The following is a 25,746-nucleotide window of genomic DNA, read 5'->3' on the forward strand; positions in this document are numbered from 1 at the left end:
ATTACGAATGGAAAAGTTCCAACAATATTCCAAATCAAGAACTTTCCGTTCATGAGTATCAAGAAAAGCTTCATTGATAATTTGATCGATGCTTTTCTTATTTTAAAAAAACAAGGAGGTAGCAAAATGAAAAAGAGCAATTTATTCAAGATCATTTCAGTTATTCTAAGTATGGTTATCCTGTCAGGGTGTGCGGCATCTGGAGGAACCGGCGGGGAAGCACCTGCTGAAGAGGGAGAAAGGTTCGTCATAGGAATCAACCAGCTGGCTGAGCATCCGGCACTGGATGCAGCTAGAGACGGATTCGTGGAGGCCTTGGAGGAAGCCGGAGTGGACGTTGAAGTGAAATACCAGAACGCCCAAGGGGACATCCCTACATCCTTGGCAATCGCACAGGGCTTTGTTAAGGATCAGGTTGACCTTATATATGCGATTGCAACACCTGCAGCACAAAGCTCAAAACAGGCTACAAGTGATATACCGGTACTTTTCAGTGCAGTCACAGATCCAGTGGCTTCAGGGCTGGTGGATTCAATGGAAAGTCCTGGGGGAAATGTTACAGGAGCAAGTGATGCAACGCCTATGAAGGAGCAGCTGGCAATGTTCAAGCAGCTTGACCCCAGCTTCACCAAAATAGGCATAATCTTCAATACATCAGAAAGCAATTCAGAGATACAGGTGGAAAGAGCCAAGGAATTCGCACAGGAGCTTGGCCTTGAAATAGTTGGGGTTGGGATTTCAAACATCAATGAGATACCACAGGCTGTGGATTCCATAATCAATGACATAGATGGATTGTATGCAATAACAGACAATATGGTGGCATCAGCAATCGCCATTGTGGCAGACAAGGTCAATGCTGCGGGTATCCCGTCCATAGCAGCGGAAGGCTCAATGGTTGAAGGTGGACTCCTTATATCCAATGGAATAAGCTACTTTGAGCTTGGCAAGCAGGCTGGTGAAATGGCAAGAAAGATTTTGGTGGATGGGATGACTCCAGCAGAAATCCCTGCTGAGAAAGCAGGTACAACCACCACGGTATTTAATCAGCAGACACTTGAACAGCTAGGCTTCGACCCTGATCACGAGGTATTCAAGGGAGCAGAGGCCGTAGGCCAATAGAACAGACATAGGAGGTCAAAATGAACACACTTATTCTTACTTCCATTGAGCAGGGACTGATATTTGCAGTCCTTGCCATGGGGGTCACCATAACATACAAGATACTGGATATAGCGGATCTTTCCGTAGAGGGTACATTTCCATTGGGAGCCTTTGTATTTGCAAAGTTTGCAATGGCTGGGTTCTCCCCGGTCATATCATCCCTCTTTGCCTTTGGATATGGAGCAGTGGCAGGACTTATCACGGCACTATTGTTTGTAAAGCTTAGAATACGTCCTCTTCTTGCAGGAATTCTGACGATGACCATGCTGTATTCCTTCAACCTTAGGCTCAATGGCAAGGCCAATATCCCACTTTTTAACTATGACTCAATGTTTTCGGATATTTCCGCCCTCCTTCTTATGGTGGCAGTTGTAGTGGGAATAAAGCTTCTGATGGACCTGTTCCTGAAAACTGAAATCGGCTACCTTCTCATTGCAACTGGGGACAATGAAGCTCTAGTCCGGTCACTTGGTGAAAACAGCAACAAGTACAAAATAATTGGCTTGATGCTGGCCAACGGATTGGTCGCACTAAGCGGATCCCTCATGGCTCAGTACCAGGGCTTTGTGGATATAACCATGGGTGCTTCAATCATAGTTGTTGCTCTGGCATCAATTATCATAGGAGAGACGGTCAGTAAAAGCTCCTCCTTCCTATCCATAACAACCAGAGCCATAATAGGTGCGGTTTCCTATAAGCTAATAGGTGGAATCGCAATAGACCTCGGACTAAGTCCATCTGACCTGAGAGCAATAAGTGCCATAATTGTAATAGTATTTATAAGCTACAACAATTTTTCAAGCCCGTTTATAAAATCACTAAAAAAGCAAGGAGGTAGGGCCCGTGTTAGAAGTAAGAGACCTTTGGAAGAGCTTTAATTCAGATACTGATTTTCAGATTGATGTCTTCAGAGGCTTTAGCCTGGATATCGAAAAAAACAAATGTACCGCAATAATCGGGCCAAACGGATGTGGAAAAAGCACTCTCCTAAACCTGGTAAGTGGAAGTCTGCCTGTTGACAAGGGACAGATCCTTCTCAACGGAGAGGACATAACTACCCTCCCTGAGGAAAAAAGGGCCCTAAAGCTTGGTCGTGTACACCAGAGTCCCTCCATGGGAGTATCCCCGAGCCTTACCATTCTTGAAAACCTATCCCTGGCCAGCAAAAAAGGTGAAAGCTTTTCCCTAAGGGGACTGGTCAAGAAAAAAAATCTGGAGACCTTCATCTCCATGCTTAAGGATCTTGACCTGGGTCTTGAGGACAAGCTTCATACCCAGGTTAAATACCTCTCCGGTGGGCAGCGCCAAAGCCTTTCCCTTATTATGGCGGCAATGAAGCATCCTGACCTGCTTCTTCTGGATGAGCATACGGCAGCCCTTGATCCCAAGACATCACACGTGGTCATGGAAAAGACCCGAGAGCTCCTGGAAAAGCATAATATAACCACAATGATGGTCTCACACCATATGGGAGACGCCTTGAAATACTCACAAAGAATCATTATGCTGGACAAGGGAAAGATAGTACTGGATAAGCCAAGTGCAGATGTTTCAGAAAAAGAGCTTCTGGATATTTACAAGGCAAAGCTTGCTGAAAGGATTATTGCCTAGGAGTTATGGGTATTATCCCATTGACTTAATAGAAGGAGATGATCAATTTGGCAAAGACAAGACTGGATGCTAATATCACTGGAAATATGGGCTGGGAAATGGATATCAATGGCCACCATTTCATCACGGACTCAGCCATTGAAACCGGTGGAAATGACAAGGGTCCCAGACCGAAGGCTCTTCTTTTGGCAGGGCTCATAGGATGTACTGGAATTGATGTAAAGATGATTCTTGATAAGATGAAGGTGGAGCTTGAGGATATGAGAATATCTGCAGAAGCCGAAGCAGCGGAGGATCACCCTAAGGTTTATACCGATATACACCTTACCTTTACCTTCAAAGGAAAGGACCTTCCCATGGACAAGCTGGAAAAGGCCGTAAGGCTTTCACAGGAAAAATACTGTGGAGTTACTGCAATGCTCCAGAAGGCGGCTCCTGTAACCTATGATATAGTTGTTGAAGAATAAGCTACATGAAAATACTCTTCTGATCAAATCAGAAGAGTATTTTTGTACTCTTTTTGTCTTCTCCTGGCTTCACCAAGACCATGGTCCTTGGTCCACTTGAGGAAGGCCCAGGTGCTTATGCTCACATGGGTGTATATTGGTCTATTCTCTTCAAAAGCTTCACCTTGAAGGACAACAAGCCCTTCCTTCCTGTCCTTAAGCCAGAATGAAAGCGCATCCTGGTCCTCCTGGGCCATCTTCTCCCCTATTACTACGGCAGGCTCGACTCCGTGCTTTCTTAGCATCCTTAGAACCTCGCCCCTGTAGATCCAGTCATCCTCATCCTTTGGAAAATCCATTTCCATCAGTAGAACCTTAAGCCCCATACCTGCGAACTCCTCCAGAAGAGACTCATTTTCAAGTATAGTCTCCCAGCTGCCCACGGATATGTATGATCTTTGAAGCTCTTTCTCCTTCAACAGCTCCAAAAATTTCTTCAATCTCTTTGGATCATCCCAAATATCCCTATCTTTAAGATACACAGATGCACCCACAAGGGATTCCACATCCTTTACAACATCCTCCAATGGTCTCAATGGGTTGTCTTTCTTCCCAACAAGACCCATTTCATCAAATTCCAGTCTCTGCTGACTGGTTACCTCCACAGTCCCTCCATACTGAAGGAAATAGTATCTATCCTGATATTTCCTGAAGATTCCCCTATCCGCTTCCCTTAAGGGCTCCTGAATGGTCTCGTTCTGAATTGTATTAACATTTCTGTTTATCTCCTGGAGGCTTCTTTCAGTTATTATTCCAAGAACCGTTTCATTAAATGCCTCCACCGGATTCTTTCTGAAAAGGAAATCCACATATGGAGAGCCCTCCCCTTCTGAAAGCTCACCAGCCAGTGCCACATATGCTCCGGGGACTATATCCTTGACCATTGACGCCTGTTCATGTACAAGGTCTTCCTGCCCCTGCTCACCCCAAAGTACCACAAGGGATGGCTCCATTTCAAGAAGCTGCCTCTTGAAGGATCCTCTTTCCAGCTCCATATCCAGAAATACAATCTCCACCTTGTCCTGCATGGAATCCTGCAGTTGATTTGCAAGGTATGCAAGCTCCAGCGGCTCCTGCAGTCTCAAAGGCAAAAGCATTTTTCTCCTTCTGCTTATTCCCGGTCTTATAAACAGCACCTTCATCCCATTCAACTCCCTTTTATATATCTTTTCTCCATTATACAGGATTTTAGCAATTTTTTCATATTTTCATGTAAAATTATCCTTCTTGACTTCGAACATTTGTTCTGGTATTATTGAATCACAGAAATACATAAGAGGTGTTTTCCATGTCAGATAGAATCATTTTCCATATAGACGTAAATTCAGCATATCTCTCCTGGGAGGCTGCCTATAGGCTCCAGCACGGGTCTCAGACTGACCTTAGGAACATTCCCTCAATTGTGGGGGGAGACCAGGAAAAAAGGCACGGAATAGTCCTTGCCAAATCCATACCTGCAAAAAAATTCGGCATAATAACAGGGGAGACAATCCATTCCGCAAGGGAAAAATGCCCTGGTCTTGTTATGGTGCCTCCAAACTATTACAGGTATATAATGGCCAGTGATGCCATGGTGAATCTCCTTAAGGATTACTCTCCCCTGATTCAGCGTTATTCAATAGATGAGGTTTTTCTGGACTATTCGAATATGGACATCCCCTTTATGGATGCAGCAGGGGAAATGTCCAAAAAGATAGAGAATGAGCTGGGCTTTACGGTGAACATAGGGATTGGTCCCAACAAGCTTCTCGCAAAAATGGCTTCGGACTTTTCCAAGCCAAATAAAATCCATACACTTTTCCACCACCAGCTGGAAGAAAAAATGTGGAATCTTCCCGTTCAGGACCTGTTTATGGTGGGATCCAGAACTGCAAGGAAGTTAAACGGAAGGGGCATATTCACAATAGGTCATCTTGCTTCCCTGGACAGGGAATATATACATTCCTGGCTTAAAAAGCCAGGTCTTCTCATCTGGGAGTATGCCAACGGAATTGAAAATTCAGAGGTAAGAAGCGGAGGTACACCCATAAAGTCCGTGGGGAATTCAACCACCCTCCCCTTTGACGTGGAGACCCGGGAGGAAGCTCACAAGGTTCTCCTGGCAATATCTGAAATGATAGGCATGAGGGCAAGGGATCTTGAAATGTGCGGATGGGTTATTTCCGTATCCATCAAGAATCACCTCTTCTACTCCTGTTCACATCAGAAGAAGCTCACAGCTCCAACGGATGCAACTTCAACAATCTACAAATATGCTGCTCTTTTGTTTGATGAGCTTTGGGATGGGGAGCCTTTGCGACACCTTTCCATAAGTCTTTCGCAGCTCCAGTCCAGTGAATTCTTCCAGATTTCCATGCTGGAGCCCTTTGACAAGAAAAACAGAAGCCTGGACAGGACCATTGACTCTTTAAGGTCGAAATTTGGTCAGAATTCAATATATAGATCCTGCTTTCTCCATTCTGGAATTGACCCTGTAATCGGCGGCGTTGTCATGGAGGAGAGCTACCCCATGATGTCCAGCTATCTTTAGGAGGCATTTGCCATGAAAGTTCTGATGAAACCAATAGAAATGATTGCCTGGTTCAACGGCGAGAAGTTCCCTGTGCCCTTACGGTTCAGGCTACAGGCCGAGGACGGGTCAAATCTTGTGATAAAGATAGACCGCATCCTCTTCCAGGAGGAGGAGAAGCTTGCGGGGAACAGGATGGTTGTTTACAGGTGCGAGGGTGTTGTTCAGGAGCTCAACAAGGTTTTTGAGCTTAAGTATGAGATCCTTACCTGCAAATGGTTCTTATTTAAAATTTAATAATCAATTTTCATTGTATATATGCTTTGTAATAAATTATGCTTCTGTTTGTTACCCTTAATTCACAGATCACAATTCACAGATCACAATTTTTAAAGAGATTCAAGAAAGAAATGAAAAATAGTTGGTTAAGATAGATAATTTTTACCTATCATCTAGAGACAAAAAGAAAGGACATGTGTAACCCATGTCTTGAATCAAAAGTGTTACACATGTCCTGGTTAAATCTAAATCCTTTTCATTGTGAATTGAGAATCGTGAATTGAGGATTTTTTGCCTACTCCAATCTTTCCAAAATCTCCTCATAAAGGTCCTCTGTCCTCTGACTGTCCCTGAAATTAATCACAAAGAGCCTCTCCCCTGTCCTGATGTAGATAAAGGGCGGGGTGTTTTTCTGCACAAACATGGTTGAGATTTCTCCTCCCTCTATCCTGAAAGTTCCCCTTAAGGTGTTGCCCATACTGAGTCCATTTACCTGGTCTTCTATTCCAGGTAGCTCTTCCTGAATACCTACATCCTCAACATCCTCAAGATGTATGTCCCTTTTGTACAGTCCGCTTACCTGAATTCTGTCACCCTCTACCTGGACATCCGGATCCAGAACCACCACAAGGAGGACCCCAGCAACCAACACGGTCACCCCAAAGATAACCGACATCAGGGTTATTGCCCAGGACCTTCCCTTATTGCCATTTCTCCTATGCCCGATTTTATATGCCAAAACTCCCAGAAGGACAGCTGCTAAAAGTACAGGAATAAAAATCATGATTCCTCACCTCCAAAGGTTATAAACTCCTCAGTTCTATAAAAATCTATTCTCTCCTCAATGGGCGGATGTGAGCTGTACCAGAATTTGTACAACTCCGATGGTCTCGGCAGTCCAAGACTTTTTTCATACAGTTTTGTCATGGCGGTCACTGCGGATTCCCGGTCCTGTGCAAGTGATATCTGGTAAAGGTCCGCCTCCCTTTCAAAATACCTTGAAATGCCATTTGTCACAGGATTTCCAAGGAAAAGGAAGAGGTTCAAAAGAAGCAGCAATAGTGGTAAGGATGCATAGTTATAAATGTTCCTGAAGCCAAAGACACCTCCTGATGCTCCTAGAATCCAGTTTGCCGAAATGTTCATCAAATACAGAACGAGAAATATCCCCGCTGAGCCTGCAAGGATTCCCTTCCAGATATGCCCCCTGATATAGTGCCCCATCTCATGGGCCGCTATGCTAAGGACTTCCTCCTCCTGCAGGTTGTTCAGGGTGGTATCCCAAAATACAATCCTCTTACCAGAAAGGATTCCAGTCATATATGCATTCATGGTATTTGTATCCCTGCTTTTATCCACAACATAGATTTCCGCATCACCGATTCCCCCTCTTTGGAGCAGAAACTCCATGTCCTCCCTCAATTGTCCCTGGGGCAGTTGGGAATAGTTATTGAATACTGGATCGATGACAATTGGTGATATGAAAACCATAAAGATTGCTACGGGCACCGCCAGAACTCCCATGGGCAGCCACCATCCATCAGGCCTCCATTGAATTATCATATAGGGTATCCATATGAAAAGTGCAAGAATCCCTTTGTTTATGAGAAAACCCTTAAGGCTCAGTTCCAACCATCTGAGAAGAGTCTGATCCGTCAGACCATACCTGTGTCTTAGAATAAATGAGCTGTAGAAGCTTAAAGGCAAGTTTATCAGGTAAACAACTCCAAATATTGCAAGTCCCACAACCAGGCCGGAGATTGCCATCCCAAACCTTTCACCTGCAAAAACGCTAACCCTCTGGGCAAAGCCAGTGAATAGAAGCAAGAGAGGCAAAATGAATACAAGGGGCAATCTAATTGCCCAAAGCTTCAAGGCATCACTTCTCAGATTGAAGGCATCCTGTGAAAGCTCGGGATATTCCTTCCTTAGCTGCTCCATATTTCTATGCTCTTCCCTTATTACTGCAAACACAAACAATCCCAGCAATATGAAAAACACTATCATTGTGGCTATTAGTCTTCTGCTCATAAAAACACCCCCGACTATGGTTCTTTTCTCCTTTATTGTACCATAATAAGGGGTGTTCAACTATTCTTTTAGACTATATCTATTTTCCTCTCCAGCATATAGGCGGTTGCGATGAAGGCTCCTGCTATGAGAACAATCTGGAACAGGAGCCCCGGTATTGAAACCACTCCCTGTATTGACAGTGTACCTCCAAACTGTGAATCTATTCCCATGATGTAGGCTTCCTTCTGGCCAATCATTTCCATCCTGGAAAGGTCGAGATACATTGGCAGCTGCTTTGCAATGAACTCCTGAATATAGGTTACAATGCTTGTAAGGACAATAAACAGAATAAACCATAGGCTTCCTATCTTTCTGCTTTTTATGCTGACCCTGCTTACGGTTATGGCAAAGTATACCAGAAGGAGGGTAACAGCACTCTCCATCAAGGATGTAATAACTGAGCCCGCAAACAAGAATCCAAAATTGTCAATCTGTGCTGCTATCTTCCACAGCTCCCCGAATAGGTTGTACCCAATCAACATCTGGGCCAAAATCAGGTTGTATATGATTATTGATATGCCCATTACCGTTCCCCAGAATAGTGCTACAATGAGCTTGGACCCAAGAAGCTGGCCGCCACTTAATGGCAGGGAAAAGGTCAGGTATCCTCTGTCTTCGTAAAGCTCCCTTCTGTATGATGATATCAGATATACCATTCCTCCAATAATGGAGCCTATCAGTACAAATACCAATGCCACAACAAGAAATGCTATAAGTTCAGATTCCCTGGGCATTCCCCCAAGATATCTCAATGTGTTTCCCGCCTCTCTCCTGATAAAAAGCTGAATCCCTGTTGAGGCTCCCAAGGCCAGTATTATTGCTCCCATGAGGAACTTCATGGTCCCCCTCAATTCGTATTTTGCATATTTAAACATTCCTATTCCCCCTAGCCAAATATTTCCTTGTACAGGCCGTCAATCTGCATGTTCCTGTCTTCCCTTAAACGCTCCGCTTCCCCGGAAAGGATTATTTCTCCATCCCCCAGAAAAACCACCTGATCGAATATGTTCTCCATATCCCTTACAAGATGTGTTGTTATTATCATTGCGCTATCCTCTTTGTAATTGTCTATTATTGCATCCAGTATCTGGTCCCTAGCAACAGGGTCCACCCCTGCAATCGGCTCGTCCAGAATATATACCTTTGCTCTTCTGGAGAGTACAAGTGCCAGGTTAAGCTTTTCCTTCATTCCCTTGGACATGTTGCTGACCTTCATGGTCCTGTCAAGCTTCATGAACTGGAGGAGTCCTTCAGCTTTTTTCTCATCAAAGTCCTGGTAGAATTCCTGGAACATCTGAATAGCATCCTTAACACTCATCCAGCTATACAGTGGGTTTCTATCAGGCAAATAAGATATGACTGACTTTGTATGCACCCCAGGGCTTTGCCCATCGATTCTTATTTCTCCGGTATTTGGGTGAAGAAGTCCCATGAGAAGCTTTATCAAGGTTGTCTTTCCGCTTCCATTTGGCCCAAGAATACCAACCACCTTGCCTTTCTCTATTGATAGGTCAATATTCCTAAGAGCCTCTTTTCTGTCATATCTCTTGTTTAGTCCCTTTATCTCAACTATGTTCTCCATCATTTCCCCTCCAATATTGTTTCTTTTATTATTGCCGGTATCTCATCTCTGTTGTAGCCAAGCCTTTCCATGTCCTCCATAAAAGAGATGATCTTCTCTCTAGCCATGTTACCCTTAAGCTCCTCCAGTATGGATTCCTCCTCCGTGACAAAAGTACCCATGCCCCTTTGGGTAAATACAACATTCTCCCGCTCAAGCTCGCCATAGCTTCTTTGAATTGTATTGGGATTGACCTTAAGCTCCGTGGCCATATCCCGAACCGATGGAAGCTTTTCACCTCTCTTTAGAATTCCCGTTGCTATCCTAGTCTTTATTATCTCCACAATCTGAATATAAATTGGAAGTCCACTATCAAAATTCACATCTTCACCTCCAGACAAAAATTAACAACCCTGGTGTATTAGTTACATAGTACACTAGGGTTATAATACTGTCAATGGATTTTTGAAATTTTTTTTATCCTTACCACTTGATCTCCACGCCACCCATAATTGCCGCTCCCTTTATTACCAACACAGGAGCTGATGGATCATCAACAACGCCGGTTCTGTTTGAATATCCTCCCATGATTGGGGTCCCTCGCATTTCTACCCTCCAATGTCTTGGAACAATTATATCAATTCCACCAGCAATTGCCGTTGCCTCTATTTGGCAATGGTCCCCGGCCATATTTGCTCCGGTCAGGTCTAGCTTGATTCCTCCCATGATGGCTGTCAATCTTGCGCCCTTGAAGTTCTGGGAGCTGTTAATGGTGTCAACTCCAGACATCAATACCGTACGGTCCATGAAATCCTCACTGCTCAACGTCCAGTCGCCCTTTTCCCTGGTTCCTTCCTCATCTGGGTTTGTATCTCGGTGATATTCATAGTACTCCTTTTTTCCTCCCTTTGTAATCAAAAGGTTCAATCCCACAAATATCAGGATAACCGGGAAAATATACCTGAAAATATCCCCATCCAGCATATCCAGTCTGTTCAGCTGAAATATGACTCCCAATGAAAGTATAATAAGGTTGCCAAAGGTGGATGAATGTCTGTCCAGAAGTCCCAAAAGTCCTACCAGAATAAGTATGCTGGGCCAATATGTGCTTACAAGTTTTCCAAATGAGACCATTCCAAACTGATCCATCAAAAATCCAGCGCCTACAAGAATCAACAATATACCTACCAGATACCTACCTCTCATATCAATCCTCTCCTCACTTGCTCATGCTTCTACTTTTATCCGCACAGCTTCTCATTGCTTCCATCACTGCAGACCTGAAGCCTTCCTTCTCCAAGGTTGTTACAGCCTCGATTGTTGTCCCTCCAGGTGAGCAAACCTTATCCTTCAGTTCTCCCGGATGCACTCCCGTTTCAAGAACCATCCTTGCTGCTCCCATAACCGCCTGAGCCGCAAAGGTATACGCCTGCTTTCTCTGGATTCCTTGAAGCACCGCAGCATCTGCCATCGCCTCTATGAGCATATATACATAAGCTGGGGAAGACCCCGCTACGGCTGTGACTCCATCCATCTGAGCCTCCTCAACTATCTCCGCCCTACCAAAGGTTCTGAAGATGCTGAGTATCTCCTCCATTTCCTCTTTCCCAAAATCCTGGTCAACTGCAATTGCAGTCATTCCCTCTCCAACCATGGCAGGCGTGTTTGGCATTGCCTTCACATATCTTGTTCCCTCTGGAAGGTTTCGCTTAAGAAACTCCAGGGTTATTCCCGCCCCTACGGTTATTACGACAATCCCCTTCTTCAGATTGTCCTTGATATCTTCCATTACCTCCAGATGCTTGTGGGGTTTGACTGAAAGAATCAAATAATCTGACCTTTTTGCCAGCTCATTATTATCACTGTAGACCTTTATTCCGTACCTCTCACTTACTTTCTTTATTGTGTCTTCAGTTTTTGCAGAAGCAATTACATTTTCGTTTCCAACGATGCCTGATTTAAGCAATCCATTTATCATCGCCTGTCCCATATTACCCGATCCAATAAATCCTATGGTTTTATCCATTAAAGCATCCCTCCTGATAACAATATAACACATTAATACGCAAAAAAAAAGAAACCTTTCAGTTTCTTTTTAAGTCCTTCTAACAAAGGAAGTCTTGCATTTTGGACACTTTATATTGACTCTTCCCTTCTTCCTTGGAACCCTCAACTCCTGCCCGCAATTTGGGCATTTGAAATATTTATAATCCTTTGAATTCTTTGTCCTGTTTTTAAGCTTGAATAGCTTGTTCTTAATGGGCTGGTAGGATTTCAGGAACTTCTGATTCTCCATGTATCTCCTGTTGATATCTCTTGAGAAAATCCTGAAATAGCTCAGTCCAATGACAATCAAGCCAGCGGTGTTCAGTATGGAATATCCGGTAAGTATACTCGCCAGGATAAGTATCACACCTATTGTAACCATAAGGTTGGAAAGCTGGTCAACCCCGTACCTTCCCCTCATAAACTTCTGCAGCCAATTTCTCATAATCTCTCCCCTTCAAATTCATCTCAGGATAGATTATACCATACTGGATAACAAATACCTAGGATCCAATTATCCCTGAAGCCATCTTATTGCGTAATACGCATAGTAGGCCGCTCCTCGATAAAACATCGTCTCGTCAAAGTCAGTCTTTGGATGGTGATGCGAATAGGTATATCCATCTTTCGCACTGCCCATTGACATAATGGTCATAAAGGATGGCACTTTTTCACTGACAAAAGAAAAATCCTCAGATCCGCTTAGCATCCCATCATCCATGTATCCATCAAGAGGAAGGACATTTTCCCCGCCAAACAGTTCTTTTGCATAGTCAATTCCATTTTGTCTCATATCAGGGTCGTTGATAACCGACGGGCATTGGATTGTGTACTGAACATCCGCCTCCCCTCTGAAGGTTGAGGCAACACCCTTGCTTATCTGGACCAACCTGTCCTTTAAAAATTCCCTTGTTTCAGGATTCATAGTCCTAATGACTCCAATTATCTTGGCCTTGTCGGGAACAACATTGCCCGCATCCCCTCCAGACATGTGTCCAATAACGCAAAGAGCCTTTTCTCCAGGTTTGATTTCACGACTGATCATTTCCTGCAGGGCTATATGGGTGTGGGCTGCAATGTTCAAGGGATCCACCGCAGTGTGTGGCATGGCTCCATGGCCGCCTTTCCCTTGAATGTTTATATGGAATTCATCGGGTGCCATAGAAGCTGCACCCTCTTTTGGAACCAGTACTTTCCCAGGCTCAACATCCAAACCTGAAAAAACATGAATCATCATGGCTCCTTGGACCTCCGGATTTTCAAGAACCCCTTCCTCTACCATTGCCTTTGCTCCTGAGAGGACCTCTTCACCAGGCTGAAACATTAACTTTACATTGCCTGGTATTTCGTTCTCCATTGATTTTAGTATTTCTGCCGCTCCAAGCAAAAGACTGGTATGAACGTCATGTCCACATGCATGCATAGCCTTTCCCCGGGCTGAAAATGGAAGTCCCGTTTCTTCCTCAATGGGAAGTGCATCCATGTCAGCTCTAAGGAGTATTGTCTTTCCTTTTCCAGGATCTCCAATATTGGCAACAACTCCGCCACCTACATTCTGGGACTCTATTCCCAATTCCGCCAGCTTTTCCTGAACAAACTTGACCGTCATTGGCAGCTCCATAAAAAGCTCAGGATTGCTATGAAGATGCCTCCTGTTCTGGACAAGTTTTTCCTGAAGTCTTTCTGCCATTTCCATTACTTTCATTGAATCTGTCATAATTACATCTCCCTTGTCTATAATCTGATTGTACCGATTCCCTTACCACCCTTCTTCGATTCATACAAAGCCAGGTCAGCTCTTTTCAAGCCATCCTCAAAGCTCTTGTCACCTTCCCTGAAAAATGTTGCACCGATGGATGTTGTTACACTTACTTTTGCATGTTCAAGTTCAATTTCAACGCTTTTTACTGCTTCAAGAACCTTTGATATTACCGTCTGGATTGAATCGGGGTTCATTCCATCCAACAGAATGACAAACTCCTCACCGCCCCATCTGTAAATGGTATCGGTCTCCCGTATTGAGTCCCTGATGCTATTGACCACTTCAACAAGAACCCTGTCTCCTGCATCATGTCCATAGGTATCGTTGATATGCTTGAAGTCATCAAGATCCATCAACAAAATTGCACATTCTCCTCCACCGCTGCTGAACCTGTTGAATCTCTCCTTTAGCCTCTGCATACCTGCACGTCTGCTTTTTGCAGATGTCAATTCGTCCGTAGCCAGCTCTTCCTTCAGCTCCATGTTTGACATCCTGAAATATCTTTCCTCAAGTATAAGGAACCAGACCATTCCAATTGCTAAGATCACCAGTCCAGACCCAAGCAGAACCACCATTGACTTCCTTACCTCTCTCTCGCTGGCCTCTCTTGCACTTTCATAGTATGCATCTATTGTATCGTAGTAAATTCCCATTGCAATAATCCAGTCATAGTCTTGGTAAAGTCTGGCATAGGATAATTTCTCACCTATCTCATCAGATTCAAGCTTCTTGAAGTTATATGTGAAGAAAACCTCTCCGTCCTCCCTGATACCCTCGAGCTCTTCCAGGTAGGGAAGATTCCCTGCTATGTCCTCCGTGCTTGTTGAAAGGAGAGTTCCCTCCGTTTCCTTGAGATTTGGATGGATCAGCCTTTTGGCGTACTTATCTCCTCCATTGTAATCCAAAATCTCATTTACCCACAGGTAGGCCTCCTGGAAATAAATCTCCCTGTAGACCTTCTCCCTAAGTTCCAGCTCAATCTGACCTTTTACGGTATCCCTTAGGACAAACAAGGATATTATATACCGTCCGTATTGAAGCTCCCTGCTGAACTCGATGATTTCCTCTTCCTTGATCTGTATCGAGAAAGGCAGGCCTTCGGGGCTTGAGAAAACAATATTCCCGGAAGCATCCTCTATGACTATATCCAGCAGATGGCTATTATCAGGCTGTGAGAAGTATCTGACCATATCATCTAGTTCAAGGTCTGGATATGCTTGGAAATAACCGACAATACGGTCCAGCTTGGTCTCAAGAATCCCTTCCTGTCTGCTTCTTATTTTATCTACGGCCTGGATAGTATTTGCAACTGTATCCTTAAGGAAGTCTTTCTTGATGTTGATAATCTCATTTCTGGTATACTCAGCGTAGGTTTCACCCAAGCTGTTTATTCTTTCTGTGAATATTCCCGCCACAATAATTGCAAAAACCAGAAAAAGGCCAGCACCAAAACCCAGGTACCGTTTACGTACCTGGTCCAGGTCTTTGTATCTATGTAAAATCCTATTAAACATGGCATACCTCCTATTAATTGAGTTATGTCAGTAATTATATCAAATTCTGCGACACTTTGCACCCTAAAAGTGAATAAGAGAAAAAAACAAACCCCGGTCAACCGGGGTCATCTTCCTATCCATACAAATTATAGAGCTTCTCGAAGGCTCCGAAGGATCTCTTTATCATTTGAGGATCCACACAATATGAAATTCTCACATATCCCGGGCATCCAAAATCATCAGCCGGCACAATTAAAAGGTTAAGCTTTTTAGCCTCTTCTGCGAAGTTCCTTGAATTCTCCTCCAGAGCCTCCACAAATAGATAAAATGCTCCATCGGGCTTGACGCAATTATATCCAATTTCGGTCAAGCCTTCATAGAGGAGCTTTCTGTTGGCATCATAAAGGTCAATATCCGATGTCTTTCCCATACATTTCAGAATGACCTTCTGGAACATGCTTGGAGCACATACATATCCAAGAGAACGGCCTGCCCCATTCACTGCAGCGTAAACCTCCTTTGCATTTACAAGGCTGTCCGGAACCATTATATACCCTATTCTCTCACCTGGAAGAGACAAGGACTTGCTGTAGGAGTAACAAACAATCGTATTGTCATAGTAATTTGGGACAAATGGCACCTCTACTCCATCGTACACGATTTCTCTGTAGGGTTCATCCGATATCAGATATACAGTGCTGCCATACTCCTCAGACTTGCTTTTTAAAAGCTCTGAAATGGACCTGATTGTCTCTCTTGAATAAACCACCCCTGAGGGATTATTTGGTGTGTTTATTATTACCGCCTTGGTTTTTGGTGTGATTGCTTCCTCAAGCTTTTCCAAATCAATCTGGAAGGTCTTTGTATCTGCAGGCACCTCTACAATCCTTGCACCAGCATTTCTTATGAATACCTTGTACTCCGGAAAATAGGGTGCTATTATGATAACTTCATCCTCTGAATCTGAAACCAGAGCCTTTAAAGTAATTGTAAGGGAGGCTGCAGCACCACATGTCATATAAAAGTTATCAGCCCCAAGGCTGGTGTTATATGTACTGTTCATCTGCTCAGCAAGTCCTTTCCTTACATGGACATCCCCCTGTGCCGAGGTATATCCATGAATTTCAGATGATTTGGAAGTTTGAAGCAACTCAATTATTGCTTCCTTTACACATTCAGGTGCCGGTACTGTCGGGTTTCCGATGCTGAAATCAAATACATTTTCACTTCCAACTATTTCAGCCTGCTTTTTTCCGTATTCAAACAGCTCCCTTATGGCCGACCTTTTTGAACCCAGCTCATACATCTCCTTTGATATCATTAGCTTTTCCTCCTCCGCTCTTTATACCTTCATTATACCAGGTAAACGTTTGCACCGCCAATGGAAAATGAAAATATTCCTTCCTAGGCAAAAGGGCTCCGGATAACCGGAGCCCAAAATCTTACTTGTCCATATGAATGCTCATTTTTTCCTTCAGTACCGCCTGTGCTGCCGCAAGTCTTGCTATGGGAACCCTGAATGGTGAACAGGAAACATAATCCAATCCTATTCTATGGCAGAATTCTACTGAACTTGGTTCTCCTCCATGCTCTCCACATATCCCCAGCTTAATGTTTTCTCTGGTCTTTCTTCCAAGCTCCACGGCTATTTCCATCATCTTGCCGATACCCTTCTGGTCAATCACCTCAAATGGACTCTTGTCGAATATTCCCTTCTCAACATATTCATTGAGGAATTTTCCAGAATCATCCCTTGAGAATCCAAATCCCATCTGGGTAAGGTCATTTGTACCGAAGCTGAAGAATTCAGCTTCCTCGGCAATCTCATCAGCAGTTATGGCCGCTCTCGGAATCTCAATCATTGTTCCTATCAGGTACTTGATTGAGTCATTTCTCTCAGTGAAAACAGCCTCTATCTCCTCCAGCACCTGCTTTTTAACATAGGCAAGCTCCTTGGCATCCCCAATAAGCGGAATCATAATTTCAGGTACGATCTCCATTCCATCCTTTACCTTGTAGTCCAAGGCCGCCTCTATAATCGCTCTGGTTTGCATCTTGGCAATTTCCGGATAGGTTACTGCAAGCCTGCACCCTCTATGACCCATCATTGGATTTACCTCTGCAAGATCGTTGATGGTATCCTTAAGGTCTTCGAAGGATATGTTCATTGATTCCGCAAGGCTTTCAATGTCCTCCTTCTTGCTTGGCAGGAACTCATGTAGTGGTGGATCCAATAGTCTTATGGTTACAGGTCTCCATTCCATTACCTGATATATCTCATAGAAATCCTTTCTTTGCAGTGGAAGAAGCACATCCAATGCCTTTTGTCTCTGGCTCTCATTGTTGGAAACTATCATTCTTCTAACAGCAGGAATTCTATCCTCATCAAAGAACATATGCTCCGTTCTGCAAAGTCCAATCCCTTCAGCTCCGAATTTCACGGCCGCTGCAGCATCCCTTGGGGTGTCTGCATTTGTTCTTACCTTCATTCTTCTCACTTCATCAACCCATGACATGAACTCACCGAATTGACCAGAAAGCTCAGGCTGGACCTTTGCTATTTCTCCTGTGTAAACCGTACCTGTGGTACCGTCCAGTGACAGGTAGTCTCCTTCATGAAGTGTCAGTTCTCCTGCCTTGATGACCTTTGACTCCTCATCCACTCTTATTTCACTGCAGCCTGCAACGCAGCACTTGCCCATGCCCCTTGCCACAACAGCCGCATGGGATGTCATTCCACCTCTTGCAGTGAGAATTCCCTCAGCACCTACCATTCCTTCAATATCCTCAGGTGATGTCTCCTGTCTTACAAGAAGGGTCTTCTCCCCCCTGGCCTTTGCTTCCACCACATCCTTGGCATGGAAGTACACCTTGCCTGATGCTGCACCTGGGGATGCAGGAAGTCCCTTGGCAATAACAGTGGCCTCACCAAGAGCCTTTTGGTCAAAGGTTGGATGTAGCAGCTGATTAAGCTGGTTTGGCTCGATTCTAAGTATAGCCTCTTCCTTTGTTATGATTCCATCCTTAACAAGATCCACCGCAACATTGATTGCCGCATGTGCAGTTCTCTTTCCAGTTCTGGTCTGAAGCATGAAAAGCTTACCTTTTTCTATTGTAAACTCAATATCCTGCATGTCCTTGTAGTGGCTTTCCAGTATTTCTGTAACCTTGGCAAATTCCTCAAATACCTCAGGCATAATATCCTCAAGCTCAGATATGGCCTTAGGTGTTCTTATACCTGCTACAACATCCTCACCCTGAGCATTCATCAAAAATTCTCCGTATATCTTGTTTTCTCCATTGGCTGGGTTTCTTGTAAATGCAACTCCCGTTCCTGAAGTGTCTCCCATATTTCCATATACCATTGATTGTACGTTTACAGCAGTTCCAAGATTCGATGGAATGTCGTGAAGCCTCCTATATATTACAGCTCTTGGGTTATTCCAGGATGAAAATACCGCTTCTATTGCCAATTGAAGCTGATCTATTGGATCTTGTGGGAATGGTTGTCCCTTCTCCTCCTTGTAGATTTTCTTGAAACTCTCCACAAGTCCCTTAAGGTCCTCCGCATCCAGTTCAGTGTCCAGCTCAACCCCCTTTTTGTGCTTCAGAGCTTCCATTTCAGAGTCAAACCTTCTCTTGGGTATCCCCATTGCTATGTCAGAGAACATCTGGATGAATCTTCTGTAGCTGTCATATGCGAATCTCTCGTTCCCCGTTGAATTTATCAAGCCTACAACAGACTTGTCATTAAGTCCAAGGTTTAGGATTGTATCCATCATCCCCGGCATTGAAAATACCGCCCCTGACCTTACCGATACCAGCAGTGGGTTGCTTTCGTCAGAGAATCTCTTGCCCAGAGTCTTTTCAACTTCCTCCAGATGGCTGTGAATTTCCTCAATAAGTTCAGGCCACAGCTTTTCTCCCTCTTCATAAAACCTGGTACAGGCGTCCGTAGATATGGTGAAGCCTGGAGGTACCGGCAATCCTATATTTGTCATCTCCGCAAGGTTTGATCCCTTGCCACCCAACAAATTCTTCATTTCCTTTGAACCTTCACTGAAACTATAAACATACTTGTTTCCCATGTCATTCCCCCCTTGTTTTTCTAAGACAGTCTCAATACAGCATTGATCCCTAAATTTAAAATTACCAATATGGATGATTATAGCACAGGATTATATAGTATGTCACATTATTTTTTAGTATATACTAAATATCCTGCATTTTAGGATATTTACCCACAAAGCCCATAATTATAGCTTCCAGTACCGAATTTGTGCGTTAGTTCACGGTGGTTTGTTTGTTATTTCTCAGACACACTTATTGACATATGTTTAGGACTTTTGTCCCAAACTTTATCCAGTGTCCATTTTTAGCCATTTCGCGATTTGTATTTGCATTGATACCTCTTGATATGTGTTTAACATAGTGGTAAAATAAACCCGTTGAGTAATTTGTTACATAATACATATTTCAAGGAGGTTACATAATGGCAGAGAACAAACAGATTTCCCGTAAGGACTTTATGAAGGGCGTTGGTGTTACTGTAGCTGGGGTTGCAGTAACTGGAGGACTTGGTGGACTGCTAACAGGCTGTGCGGCACCAGAGGCAGCAGCAGACACCACTACTGCTCCAGAGTGGCCACTACCCTATCAGAAGCTTGATGCTGATGCAGTAAGAGAGAGAGCCTACAATGCATATTTCGAAAAGGGTGGCTGAGGTATTGCAGTTTCCGAAGGGTTCTTCGGTGAATTGGCAGAAAAGGTTGGATATCCATTCGACCACATCCCACCTCAGGCTTTCATAACTGCAGCAGGCGGATACGGACAGGCTAGTCTTTGCGGTACAGTAGGTGTTGCAGCGGCATGTATTGGATCAGTATGCGATGCAGACACTTCAAAGAAATTGCTTGCAGAGATTTCAAAGTGGTACAAGAATGCTGAATTTCCAATGTACCAGCCAGAGCATGACCTTCAGACTACAGTTGCAGGATCAGTAATGTGCGACGTATCAGTAGGAGAGTTCATGGAGGCTACGGGATTTGAATACGGCTCAACTGAAAGAAAGGCAAGATGTGCAGGTACTGCAGCTGATGTTACAGGCAAGATTGTAGAAATGCTTAATGCGGAGCTTGCATAATGGGTAGACTGGGCGCGCCTGAGCTTATACTCATTCTCGCAATAGCATTGGTTATATTTGGGCCTGCAAAGCTGCCTGAAATAGGGAAATCCCTGGGAAGGGCACTTGGAGAGTTCAAGTCACAGGCCAACAAGGTTACAGAGGAGTTTTCAACAGAGGATAAAAAGGAAGCATAAGCTTTAATAATGGGAGGATGGATATGGGACCATCCTCCCATTATTATTTTTTTTTTTATAAATTTCGTTATTTTTTTTACATTATAGGTTGCCATCTTTAATATCATATGTTAAAATCTTATCAGTGTTAGATACATACATTTCAATTTATCTAAGGGAGGATACATAATGTCAGAAAACAAACAAATTTCACGTAAGGACTTTATGAAGGGCGTAGGTGTTACTGTAGCAGGAGTTGCAGTGACAGGAGGTCTTGGAGGATTACTAACTGGATGTGCAGCACCAGAGGCAGCAGCAGATACAACTACTGCTCCAGAATGGCCATTTCCATACAAGAAGCTTGACCCAGCTAAAGTAGAGGCAAGAGCTTTCAAGGGCTATAAAGAAATGGGTGGCTGAGGCGTTGGCGTTGCTGAAGGGTTCTTCGGCGAAATGGCAGACGTAGTTGGATATCCATATGACCACATTCCACCAATGGCATTCGTTTCTGCAGCAAGCGGATACGGACAGGCAAGCCTTTGTGGATGTATAGGAGTTGCAGCGGCATGTATAGGTACAGTATGTGATGCAGACACTTCAAAGAAATTGCTTGCAGATCTTTCAAAATGGTACAAGGAAGCTGAATTCCCAATGTACCAGCCAGAGGGGCTTAATCTTCCAACAACTGTTGCAGAATCAACACTTTGTGAGGACTCAGTAGGTAACTTCATGGAGGCATCAGGAGTTGCTTATGGAGATCCTGAAAGAAAGAGCAGATGTGCTGGTACTACAGCTGACGTAGCCAAGAAAATGGTAGAGCTTCTTAACGAGACGTTGGCATAATGGGTAGACTAGGTGCACCTGAGCTGATTCTTATTCTTGCAATCGCTCTTGTTATATTTGGACCCTCTAAGCTGCCGGAAATTGGGAAATCCCTTGGAAAGGCCCTTGGAGAGTTCAAGTCACAGGCTAACAAGGTGACTGAGGAATTTTCAGCAAATGAAGAGGCAAAGGGTTAAGAAAAAAATCAGGAGCTGCATATCAATTTTAAAGATAGCAGCTCCTTTTTTCATGCCATGATATTCATAAATCCCTTGCTGATGCTTACAATTATTGCTGCGGCAATAAGGTTTCCCACAAGAATTGCTGGAAATGCCCACTTGAATCTCATGTCCAGAAGGGCTGCAGCAAGGCTTCCGCTCCAGACACCAGTTCCAGGCAAGGGAATCGCAACTATTACAACCAGTGCCCATGCACCGTATTTCTGGATTCTGTGACCATTGTTGTTTATGGACCTGTCAGTAAGATGGTTCACCAGCTTTCTGAAGGTCTTTGTCTTCTTCAGATGGTTGAAGATTGGCCTTATTGTAAACAGAATAAATGGCACCGGTATCATGCTTCCAATAAAGCTTATTATTGTGGCATGCAGCGGACTAAGTCCCAGGGATATCCCCACCGGTATTGCCCCTCTAAGCTCTATTATGGGCATTGCAGCCGTCAGCATAACCGTCAGCTCAATGGATAGGAATTCTATAAGATTTTTAACTATTGCTTCCATTCTCTCACCCTGTCATCATATTTTATCTTGTTCAGTATAACCAACAAATAATTCACTGTCAAACCTTTAGAAATTCTAAAATAGAGGGTATAGGTACCTAAAAGGCATCAGGGGGAGGTTTGAAAATGGAAAAAGGATTCATTAACATTTACACTGGAAACGGCAAGGGTAAGACAACCGCAGCCTTTGGCCTGGCCGTAAGGGCTGCACTGGCTGATAAAAAGGTCTATATCGGTCAGTTTGTAAAGGACATGAAATACAGCGAAACAGGGATTTCAGATTACCTGAAGAACATAGTGATAGAACAGCTTGGCAATGGCTGCTACATCTATTCCAAGCCAAGCCAGGAGGACATCGAAAAAGCAAAGGAATCCCTCCACAAATGCTCAGGGATCCTAAAAAGCAACCAATATGATCTGGTAATCCTGGATGAGGTTATAATTGCAATATATCTGGGACTTCTGGATGAAGACCATGTAATTGAAGTGGTTTCAGGTAAGCATCCCAATGTAGAGGTTGTCCTGACGGGCCGGTATGCTTCCAATAAGCTGATCCAAATGGCCGACCTTGTCACGGATATGCAGGAAATCAAGCATTACTACACAAAGGGTGTACTTTCCAGAAAGGGTTTTGATTGCTGAAATGCTACTATTTCTTAAAGTTGGGCTTCCTTTTTTCCAGGAATGCCCTCACTCCCTCCTGCCCTTCTTCGGTGGTGCATAGGGTTGCAAAATGATAGTTTGTAAGTTCAAGTGCATCCTCAAACCTCATGTCCTCCATCTGATAGAATGAGCTTTTACCCAGCTGCATAGCCAGGGGACTTTTAGCTGCAAGCTTAGCCGCATATTTCCTGGTTTCCTCCTCCAGATCCTCGGCCTTGACAACCCTGTTCACAAGTCCTATCCCAAGTGCTTCCTCAGCTCCTATAAGGTCTCCTGTCATTATCAATTCAAGTGTTCTTTTTCTACCAAGACTTTTATACAGTGGAACTGCAGGACCCATGCAAAACAATCCGACATTTATCGCCGTAGCTCCAAACAGGGCATTGTCTGCAGCAATTGCCAGGTCACAGGCTGCCACAAGACCAATTCCATTTGCCACTGCTATCTTGTGAACAGATGCAACCACAGGCTTCTTCATCCTGGCGATGGTCATGTTCATCTGCTCCATAAGCCGTACCCATTGGAGATACTGGTCCATGTCCTTGCCATCCACGTAGTTTACATCTATTCCCGTACAGAAGTTTCTTCCATTTGCATTTATTACAACAACATTGACCTCATCATTTTCGTCCATTTCCCTTAAGGCACTGTTCAACTCCTCCGCCATGGGAATGTTGAAAGTATTGTTGGCTTCTGGTCTGTTAAGTGTAATGGTTCCGATCATTTCCTCAACTGCTGTAATTACAGTGGTATAATCCATCATTTACCTCCTTTGGGCCTCCTGCAGGCTTTCCCATTCTTCCATAACCTTGATTATTTCCTTCTCCATCTCTTCCTTTTTCCGATAAAGCTCCATTAGCTCCTCTGGATTATTGTTGTATTCCTCCATCAGCCTTGTCAATTCCTCCAGCTGCCCCTCCTTGTCCCTGATTTCCATTTCAAGCCTATCCAGCTTCTGTGTGTGGTCTGGTCTTCTGGCGGGCTTTTTCTTTCGCTCAGCCATTTTGTTTTCCGAAGGATCCTTTTGCTTTTCAAGGAGCTTTCTCTTTTCCCGCTTTTCCATATAGTCATTGTAGCCAAAGGGGTATATCTGGTACCCCTCCTCAAGCACAATGATCTTGGTTGAAACCCTTTCAACGAAATATCTGTCATGGGAAACAAACAGTATTGTCCCTTCAAAGTCCAGCAGGGTGTTTTCAAGTACCTCCCTTGTGTCAATATCCAGATGATTGGTGGGCTCGTCAAGAATCAGCAGATTGATTCTCGTATATAGAAGAGAGCATAGCTTCAGTCTTGACTTCTCACCTCCCGATAGAACCCTGATCTTCCTGAAGACATCGTCACCAAAGAACAGAAGCCTAGCAAGCTCGTTCCTGGCCTCCTGCTCGGTGATTCCATGGGTTCGTGTGAAGTGCTCAAGTATTGTCATGTCCTCATTGGGGAAGGTTATATTCTGGGGAAGATACCCGATTTTAACCTTTGAACCGTATCTTATGTTTCCATCATCCTGCAAATCCTTCCCAAGGATAATATTGAGCAGGGTGCTTTTTCCAGTCCCATTTGCACCCATTATGCAAAGTCTGTCCTGATAATATAAGGTAAATGTAATATCCCTGAATAGCCTTTTCCCAGGGAAGGCTTTTGAAAGATCCTCCACATCCAGGACTATTTTCCCAGTTCTTTGGACACCTGAACCATCCAGACGGATTTTTCTCTTTTCCTCCTGAGGCCTATCAACAACCTCAAGCTTGTCCAGCCTCTTTTCAAGCTCCTTTGCCCGCTTGTACATCTTTTCGCTGTCCCTCATTGCGCCCCATATTCGGTACCGTTCAATCTGCCTTTCCATCATGTCAATTTTCCGTTGATTGTTCATGTATTCCCTGTATTCAATCTGGAAGCGCCTTTCCTTTTCTTCCACGTAATATGAGTAGTTTCCATTATAAATGCTGGCTCTTGTGGGTTCCAGCTCGATCACCCTGTTCACAACCCTATCAAGAAAAACCCTGTCATGGGAAACCATCAATACAGTTCCCCTATATTGAATCAGGAACTCCTCCAGCCACTCTATTGAATCCATATCCAGGTGATTTGTCGGCTCATCCAGAAGCATCACATCCGGCTCCTGCAGGAGGAGCCTGGCCAAGAGGACCCTGGTCCCTTCTCCACCGCTAAGCTGTTCAAAGGGCTTGTTCATAAAATCCTGAGGTATTCTCAATCCCTGCCTGACCTTATCCATGTTTACCTCAACATCATACCCTCCATAGAGCTCATATTTTTCAATCAGGGATGAATACCTGGCCATTGATTTCTCCAGCTGGCTTCCCGATTGTTCCTTCATTGCAACCTCCACATCACGGAGCTGCTTCTTTATATCCCATATATCCTCAAAGGCCTGTTCCAGAACCTCCCTTACGGTGGTTCCCTCCTGACAGCTGAAAATCTGATGAAGATAGCCAAGGGTAACCCCCTTTCCCAATGTAAGGGTTCCCTCCTGATAATTCTCCTCGCCCATTAGAATTTTCATAAGAGTGGTTTTCCCACAGCCATTTTGTCCAATCAAGCCAACCCTTTCACCTGATTGCAGATCAAAGGATATGTTTTCAAAAACCATTTCGGCTCCATAGTATTTCTTAAGCTTTGATACACTGCACTGTATCATCCGCATCGCCTCCAATCTATCTTGTCTTTGCTGATTTTAATGTTTTGTATTATTATATACTAAAGGAGTTGATTGTTATGTCTGATAAAACAAACGCCGCTAGGCTATGTGACAATGCTGGCATTGAATATGCATTGATCCCCTATGAGACTGAGGACGATAATGTTGATGGAAAATCCGTTGCAAAAAAGCTTGGCCTGTCAGAGGATGAGATATTCAAAACCCTTGTAACAATTGGAAAAAGCGGAGAGATTTATGTATTCGTAATTCCGGTTTCAGGCGAGCTGGACCTTAAAAAGGCTGCCAAGGCCAGTGGTGAAAAATCCATGCACATGCTGCCCCTAAAGGAGCTCCTTCCTGTAACAGGCTATGTAAAGGGCGGTTGCTCTCCTCTGGGAATGAAAAAGAATTATCCTACGATTTTTGATGAAACAATCATCCTTTTGGACCGTATTACCTTCAATGCTGGAAAGGTAGGTCTTCAGCTGCAGCTAAAGGTTATGGACCTCCCTGAGATTCTTGACTACAATATTGCTGATCTGATCAAGACTAGCTGAAATAT

29 protein-coding genes are annotated in these 25,746 nt (G+C 44.0%); 13 read left to right on the forward strand and 16 right to left on the reverse strand.

Translation table 11 applies throughout. From position 1 onward, the window contains the following. Positions 1-126 precede the first annotated feature (126 nt). The 4 genes from ACKVDP_RS01430 to ACKVDP_RS01445 are packed head-to-tail and all read left to right on the forward strand — an operon-like array spanning position 127 to position 3,242. Positions 127-1,122, forward strand: a complete 996-nt coding sequence (locus tag ACKVDP_RS01430; RefSeq protein WP_409227007.1) for an ABC transporter substrate-binding protein — start codon at positions 127-129, stop codon at positions 1,120-1,122. Between the two features lie 20 nt (positions 1,123-1,142). Continuing rightward, positions 1,143-2,042, forward strand: coding sequence for an ABC transporter permease (locus ACKVDP_RS01435; protein ID WP_409227008.1), 900 nt, complete (start codon positions 1,143-1,145; stop codon positions 2,040-2,042). Beyond that, a complete protein-coding gene (locus tag ACKVDP_RS01440; RefSeq protein WP_409227009.1) occupies positions 2,008-2,775 on the forward strand; it encodes an ABC transporter ATP-binding protein in 768 nt (255 codons plus the stop codon). The genes ACKVDP_RS01435 and ACKVDP_RS01440 overlap by 35 nt, the downstream gene beginning before the upstream one ends. A 47-nt stretch (positions 2,776-2,822) precedes the next feature. Beyond that, the gene (locus ACKVDP_RS01445; protein ID WP_409227010.1) at positions 2,823-3,242 is read left to right on the forward strand and encodes an OsmC family protein; all 420 of its coding nucleotides are present in this window, start codon (positions 2,823-2,825) and stop codon (positions 3,240-3,242) included. Positions 3,243-3,265: 23 nt separating this feature from the next. On the opposite strand, the gene ACKVDP_RS01450 is transcribed toward ACKVDP_RS01445, so the two are convergent. After that, positions 3,266-4,423: a hypothetical protein gene (locus ACKVDP_RS01450; RefSeq protein WP_409227011.1), complete on the reverse strand. Its 1,158-nt coding sequence runs from the start codon at positions 4,421-4,423 to the stop codon at positions 3,266-3,268. Positions 4,424-4,569: 146 nt separating this feature from the next. Here ACKVDP_RS01450 and ACKVDP_RS01455 point away from each other — a divergent pair, with 146 nt between their 5' ends. Both ACKVDP_RS01455 and ACKVDP_RS01460 read left to right on the forward strand, forming a co-directional pair. Continuing rightward, a complete protein-coding gene (locus tag ACKVDP_RS01455; RefSeq protein WP_409227012.1) occupies positions 4,570-5,811 on the forward strand; it encodes a DNA polymerase Y family protein in 1,242 nt (413 codons plus the stop codon). Between the two features lie 12 nt (positions 5,812-5,823). Then, positions 5,824-6,087 (forward strand): hypothetical protein, encoded by a 264-nt coding sequence (locus ACKVDP_RS01460; protein WP_409227013.1) that lies wholly within the window; start codon positions 5,824-5,826, stop codon positions 6,085-6,087. Between the two features lie 277 nt (positions 6,088-6,364). Here the strand turns inward: ACKVDP_RS01460 and ACKVDP_RS01465 are convergent, their stop codons facing one another. The 12 genes from ACKVDP_RS01465 to ppdK all read right to left on the reverse strand — a co-directional run bounded on the left by ACKVDP_RS01465 (position 6,365) and on the right by ppdK (position 19,095). After that, positions 6,365-6,853, reverse strand: a complete 489-nt coding sequence (locus ACKVDP_RS01465) for a hypothetical protein (protein WP_409227014.1) — start codon at positions 6,851-6,853, stop codon at positions 6,365-6,367. Next, positions 6,850-8,100 (reverse strand): M48 family metallopeptidase, encoded by a 1,251-nt coding sequence (locus ACKVDP_RS01470; RefSeq protein WP_409227015.1) that lies wholly within the window; start codon positions 8,098-8,100, stop codon positions 6,850-6,852. Before ACKVDP_RS01470 ends, ACKVDP_RS01465 begins: the two co-directional genes overlap by 4 nt. A 68-nt stretch (positions 8,101-8,168) precedes the next feature. Beyond that, the gene (locus ACKVDP_RS01475) at positions 8,169-9,017 is read right to left on the reverse strand and encodes a hypothetical protein (protein ID WP_409227016.1); all 849 of its coding nucleotides are present in this window, start codon (positions 9,015-9,017) and stop codon (positions 8,169-8,171) included. 11 nt (positions 9,018-9,028) lie between these two features. Then, positions 9,029-9,724 carry an ABC transporter ATP-binding protein gene (locus ACKVDP_RS01480; RefSeq protein ID WP_409227017.1) on the reverse strand — a complete coding sequence of 232 codons (696 nt, stop codon included), beginning with the start codon at positions 9,722-9,724 and terminating at the stop codon, positions 9,029-9,031. Further along, entirely contained in the window at positions 9,724-10,086 is a 363-nt protein-coding gene (locus tag ACKVDP_RS01485) for a GntR family transcriptional regulator (protein WP_409227018.1), read from the reverse strand. The genes ACKVDP_RS01480 and ACKVDP_RS01485 overlap by 1 nt, the downstream gene beginning before the upstream one ends. Positions 10,087-10,186: 100 nt before the next feature. Continuing rightward, positions 10,187-10,909, reverse strand: coding sequence for a LiaF transmembrane domain-containing protein (locus tag ACKVDP_RS01490; protein ID WP_409227019.1), 723 nt, complete (start codon positions 10,907-10,909; stop codon positions 10,187-10,189). Positions 10,910-10,922: 13 nt separating this feature from the next. After that, positions 10,923-11,729 carry a pyrroline-5-carboxylate reductase gene (proC, locus tag ACKVDP_RS01495; RefSeq protein ID WP_409227020.1) on the reverse strand — a complete coding sequence of 269 codons (807 nt, stop codon included), beginning with the start codon at positions 11,727-11,729 and terminating at the stop codon, positions 10,923-10,925. 69 nt (positions 11,730-11,798) lie between these two features. Beyond that, the gene (locus ACKVDP_RS01500; RefSeq protein WP_409227021.1) at positions 11,799-12,194 is read right to left on the reverse strand and encodes a zinc ribbon domain-containing protein; all 396 of its coding nucleotides are present in this window, start codon (positions 12,192-12,194) and stop codon (positions 11,799-11,801) included. Between the two features lie 69 nt (positions 12,195-12,263). Continuing rightward, positions 12,264-13,466 carry a M20 metallopeptidase family protein gene (locus ACKVDP_RS01505; protein WP_409227022.1) on the reverse strand — a complete coding sequence of 401 codons (1,203 nt, stop codon included), beginning with the start codon at positions 13,464-13,466 and terminating at the stop codon, positions 12,264-12,266. Between the two features lie 17 nt (positions 13,467-13,483). Next, on the reverse strand, positions 13,484-15,025 hold the full coding sequence (locus ACKVDP_RS01510; RefSeq protein ID WP_409227023.1) for a sensor domain-containing diguanylate cyclase: 1,542 nt from the start codon (positions 15,023-15,025) through the stop codon (positions 13,484-13,486). A 115-nt stretch (positions 15,026-15,140) separates the two neighbouring features. Continuing rightward, positions 15,141-16,328 (reverse strand): pyridoxal phosphate-dependent aminotransferase, encoded by a 1,188-nt coding sequence (locus tag ACKVDP_RS01515; RefSeq protein ID WP_409227024.1) that lies wholly within the window; start codon positions 16,326-16,328, stop codon positions 15,141-15,143. A gap of 121 nt (positions 16,329-16,449) precedes the next feature. Further along, on the reverse strand, positions 16,450-19,095 hold the full coding sequence (gene ppdK / locus ACKVDP_RS01520) for a pyruvate, phosphate dikinase (RefSeq protein ID WP_409227025.1): 2,646 nt from the start codon (positions 19,093-19,095) through the stop codon (positions 16,450-16,452). Between the two features lie 404 nt (positions 19,096-19,499). Here ppdK and ACKVDP_RS01525 point away from each other — a divergent pair, with 404 nt between their 5' ends. The 5 genes from ACKVDP_RS01525 to ACKVDP_RS01545 all read left to right on the forward strand — a co-directional run bounded on the left by ACKVDP_RS01525 (position 19,500) and on the right by ACKVDP_RS01545 (position 21,324). Next, positions 19,500-19,730, forward strand: coding sequence for a hypothetical protein (locus ACKVDP_RS01525; protein WP_409227026.1), 231 nt, complete (start codon positions 19,500-19,502; stop codon positions 19,728-19,730). 3 nt (positions 19,731-19,733) lie between these two features. Next, a complete protein-coding gene (locus ACKVDP_RS01530) occupies positions 19,734-20,150 on the forward strand; it encodes a C-GCAxxG-C-C family (seleno)protein (RefSeq protein ID WP_409227184.1) in 417 nt (138 codons plus the stop codon). Continuing rightward, positions 20,150-20,326, forward strand: a complete 177-nt coding sequence (locus tag ACKVDP_RS01535; RefSeq protein ID WP_409227027.1) for a twin-arginine translocase TatA/TatE family subunit — start codon at positions 20,150-20,152, stop codon at positions 20,324-20,326. The genes ACKVDP_RS01530 and ACKVDP_RS01535 overlap by 1 nt, the downstream gene beginning before the upstream one ends. 168 nt (positions 20,327-20,494) lie before the next feature. Beyond that, the gene (locus tag ACKVDP_RS01540; RefSeq protein WP_409227028.1) at positions 20,495-21,148 is read left to right on the forward strand and encodes a C-GCAxxG-C-C family (seleno)protein; all 654 of its coding nucleotides are present in this window, start codon (positions 20,495-20,497) and stop codon (positions 21,146-21,148) included. After that, positions 21,148-21,324: a twin-arginine translocase TatA/TatE family subunit gene (locus tag ACKVDP_RS01545; protein ID WP_409227029.1), complete on the forward strand. Its 177-nt coding sequence runs from the start codon at positions 21,148-21,150 to the stop codon at positions 21,322-21,324. Before ACKVDP_RS01540 ends, ACKVDP_RS01545 begins: the two co-directional genes overlap by 1 nt. Positions 21,325-21,374: 50 nt before the next feature. On the opposite strand, the gene ACKVDP_RS01550 is transcribed toward ACKVDP_RS01545, so the two are convergent. Continuing rightward, positions 21,375-21,863, reverse strand: a complete 489-nt coding sequence (locus ACKVDP_RS01550; RefSeq protein WP_409227030.1) for a COG2426 family protein — start codon at positions 21,861-21,863, stop codon at positions 21,375-21,377. A gap of 125 nt (positions 21,864-21,988) precedes the next feature. Between ACKVDP_RS01550 and ACKVDP_RS01555 the strand changes: the two genes are divergently transcribed. After that, positions 21,989-22,504 carry a cob(I)yrinic acid a,c-diamide adenosyltransferase gene (locus tag ACKVDP_RS01555; protein WP_409227031.1) on the forward strand — a complete coding sequence of 172 codons (516 nt, stop codon included), beginning with the start codon at positions 21,989-21,991 and terminating at the stop codon, positions 22,502-22,504. Between the two features lie 7 nt (positions 22,505-22,511). Here ACKVDP_RS01555 and ACKVDP_RS01560 read toward each other — a convergent pair whose 3' ends face one another. Both ACKVDP_RS01560 and abc-f read right to left on the reverse strand, forming a co-directional pair. After that, on the reverse strand, positions 22,512-23,285 hold the full coding sequence (locus ACKVDP_RS01560; protein WP_409227032.1) for an enoyl-CoA hydratase/isomerase family protein: 774 nt from the start codon (positions 23,283-23,285) through the stop codon (positions 22,512-22,514). A gap of 3 nt (positions 23,286-23,288) precedes the next feature. Next, positions 23,289-25,184, reverse strand: a complete 1,896-nt coding sequence (gene abc-f / locus ACKVDP_RS01565) for a ribosomal protection-like ABC-F family protein (RefSeq protein WP_409227033.1) — start codon at positions 25,182-25,184, stop codon at positions 23,289-23,291. A 77-nt stretch (positions 25,185-25,261) separates the two neighbouring features. Here abc-f and ybaK point away from each other — a divergent pair, with 77 nt between their 5' ends. Continuing rightward, entirely contained in the window at positions 25,262-25,741 is a 480-nt protein-coding gene (gene ybaK / locus ACKVDP_RS01570; RefSeq protein WP_409227034.1) for a Cys-tRNA(Pro) deacylase, read from the forward strand. Positions 25,742-25,746: the final 5 nt, after the last annotated feature.

It is taken from the genome of Gudongella ferriphila (assembly GCF_046224405.1).
Classification (GTDB): domain Bacteria; phylum Bacillota; class Clostridia; order Tissierellales; family Tissierellaceae; genus Gudongella.

Coding starts and splice junctions, on each gene's coding strand:
- ACKVDP_RS01430 (WP_409227007.1), top strand. CDS start 127: ATGAAAAAGAGCAATTTATTCAAGATCATTTCAGTTATTCTAAGTATG.
- ACKVDP_RS01435 (WP_409227008.1), top strand. CDS start 1,143: ATGAACACACTTATTCTTACTTCCATTGAGCAGGGACTGATATTTGCA.
- ACKVDP_RS01450 (WP_409227011.1), bottom strand. CDS start 4,423: ATGAAGGTGCTGTTTATAAGACCGGGAATAAGCAGAAGGAGAAAAATG.
- ACKVDP_RS01455 (WP_409227012.1), top strand. CDS start 4,570: ATGTCAGATAGAATCATTTTCCATATAGACGTAAATTCAGCATATCTC.
- ACKVDP_RS01460 (WP_409227013.1), top strand. CDS start 5,824: ATGAAAGTTCTGATGAAACCAATAGAAATGATTGCCTGGTTCAACGGC.
- ACKVDP_RS01465 (WP_409227014.1), bottom strand. CDS start 6,853: ATGATTTTTATTCCTGTACTTTTAGCAGCTGTCCTTCTGGGAGTTTTG.
- ACKVDP_RS01470 (WP_409227015.1), bottom strand. CDS start 8,100: ATGAGCAGAAGACTAATAGCCACAATGATAGTGTTTTTCATATTGCTG.
- ACKVDP_RS01475 (WP_409227016.1), bottom strand. CDS start 9,017: ATGTTTAAATATGCAAAATACGAATTGAGGGGGACCATGAAGTTCCTC.
- ACKVDP_RS01480 (WP_409227017.1), bottom strand. CDS start 9,724: ATGGAGAACATAGTTGAGATAAAGGGACTAAACAAGAGATATGACAGA.
- ACKVDP_RS01490 (WP_409227019.1), bottom strand. CDS start 10,909: ATGAGAGGTAGGTATCTGGTAGGTATATTGTTGATTCTTGTAGGCGCT.
- proC (WP_409227020.1), bottom strand. CDS start 11,729: ATGGATAAAACCATAGGATTTATTGGATCGGGTAATATGGGACAGGCG.
- ACKVDP_RS01500 (WP_409227021.1), bottom strand. CDS start 12,194: ATGAGAAATTGGCTGCAGAAGTTTATGAGGGGAAGGTACGGGGTTGAC.
- ACKVDP_RS01505 (WP_409227022.1), bottom strand. CDS start 13,466: ATGACAGATTCAATGAAAGTAATGGAAATGGCAGAAAGACTTCAGGAA.
- ACKVDP_RS01510 (WP_409227023.1), bottom strand. CDS start 15,025: ATGTTTAATAGGATTTTACATAGATACAAAGACCTGGACCAGGTACGT.
- ACKVDP_RS01515 (WP_409227024.1), bottom strand. CDS start 16,328: ATGATATCAAAGGAGATGTATGAGCTGGGTTCAAAAAGGTCGGCCATA.
- ppdK (WP_409227025.1), bottom strand. CDS start 19,095: ATGGGAAACAAGTATGTTTATAGTTTCAGTGAAGGTTCAAAGGAAATG.
- ACKVDP_RS01525 (WP_409227026.1), top strand. CDS start 19,500: ATGGCAGAGAACAAACAGATTTCCCGTAAGGACTTTATGAAGGGCGTT.
- ACKVDP_RS01535 (WP_409227027.1), top strand. CDS start 20,150: ATGGGTAGACTGGGCGCGCCTGAGCTTATACTCATTCTCGCAATAGCA.
- ACKVDP_RS01545 (WP_409227029.1), top strand. CDS start 21,148: ATGGGTAGACTAGGTGCACCTGAGCTGATTCTTATTCTTGCAATCGCT.
- ACKVDP_RS01550 (WP_409227030.1), bottom strand. CDS start 21,863: ATGGAAGCAATAGTTAAAAATCTTATAGAATTCCTATCCATTGAGCTG.
- ACKVDP_RS01555 (WP_409227031.1), top strand. CDS start 21,989: ATGGAAAAAGGATTCATTAACATTTACACTGGAAACGGCAAGGGTAAG.
- ACKVDP_RS01560 (WP_409227032.1), bottom strand. CDS start 23,285: ATGGATTATACCACTGTAATTACAGCAGTTGAGGAAATGATCGGAACC.
- abc-f (WP_409227033.1), bottom strand. CDS start 25,184: ATGATACAGTGCAGTGTATCAAAGCTTAAGAAATACTATGGAGCCGAA.
- ybaK (WP_409227034.1), top strand. CDS start 25,262: ATGTCTGATAAAACAAACGCCGCTAGGCTATGTGACAATGCTGGCATT.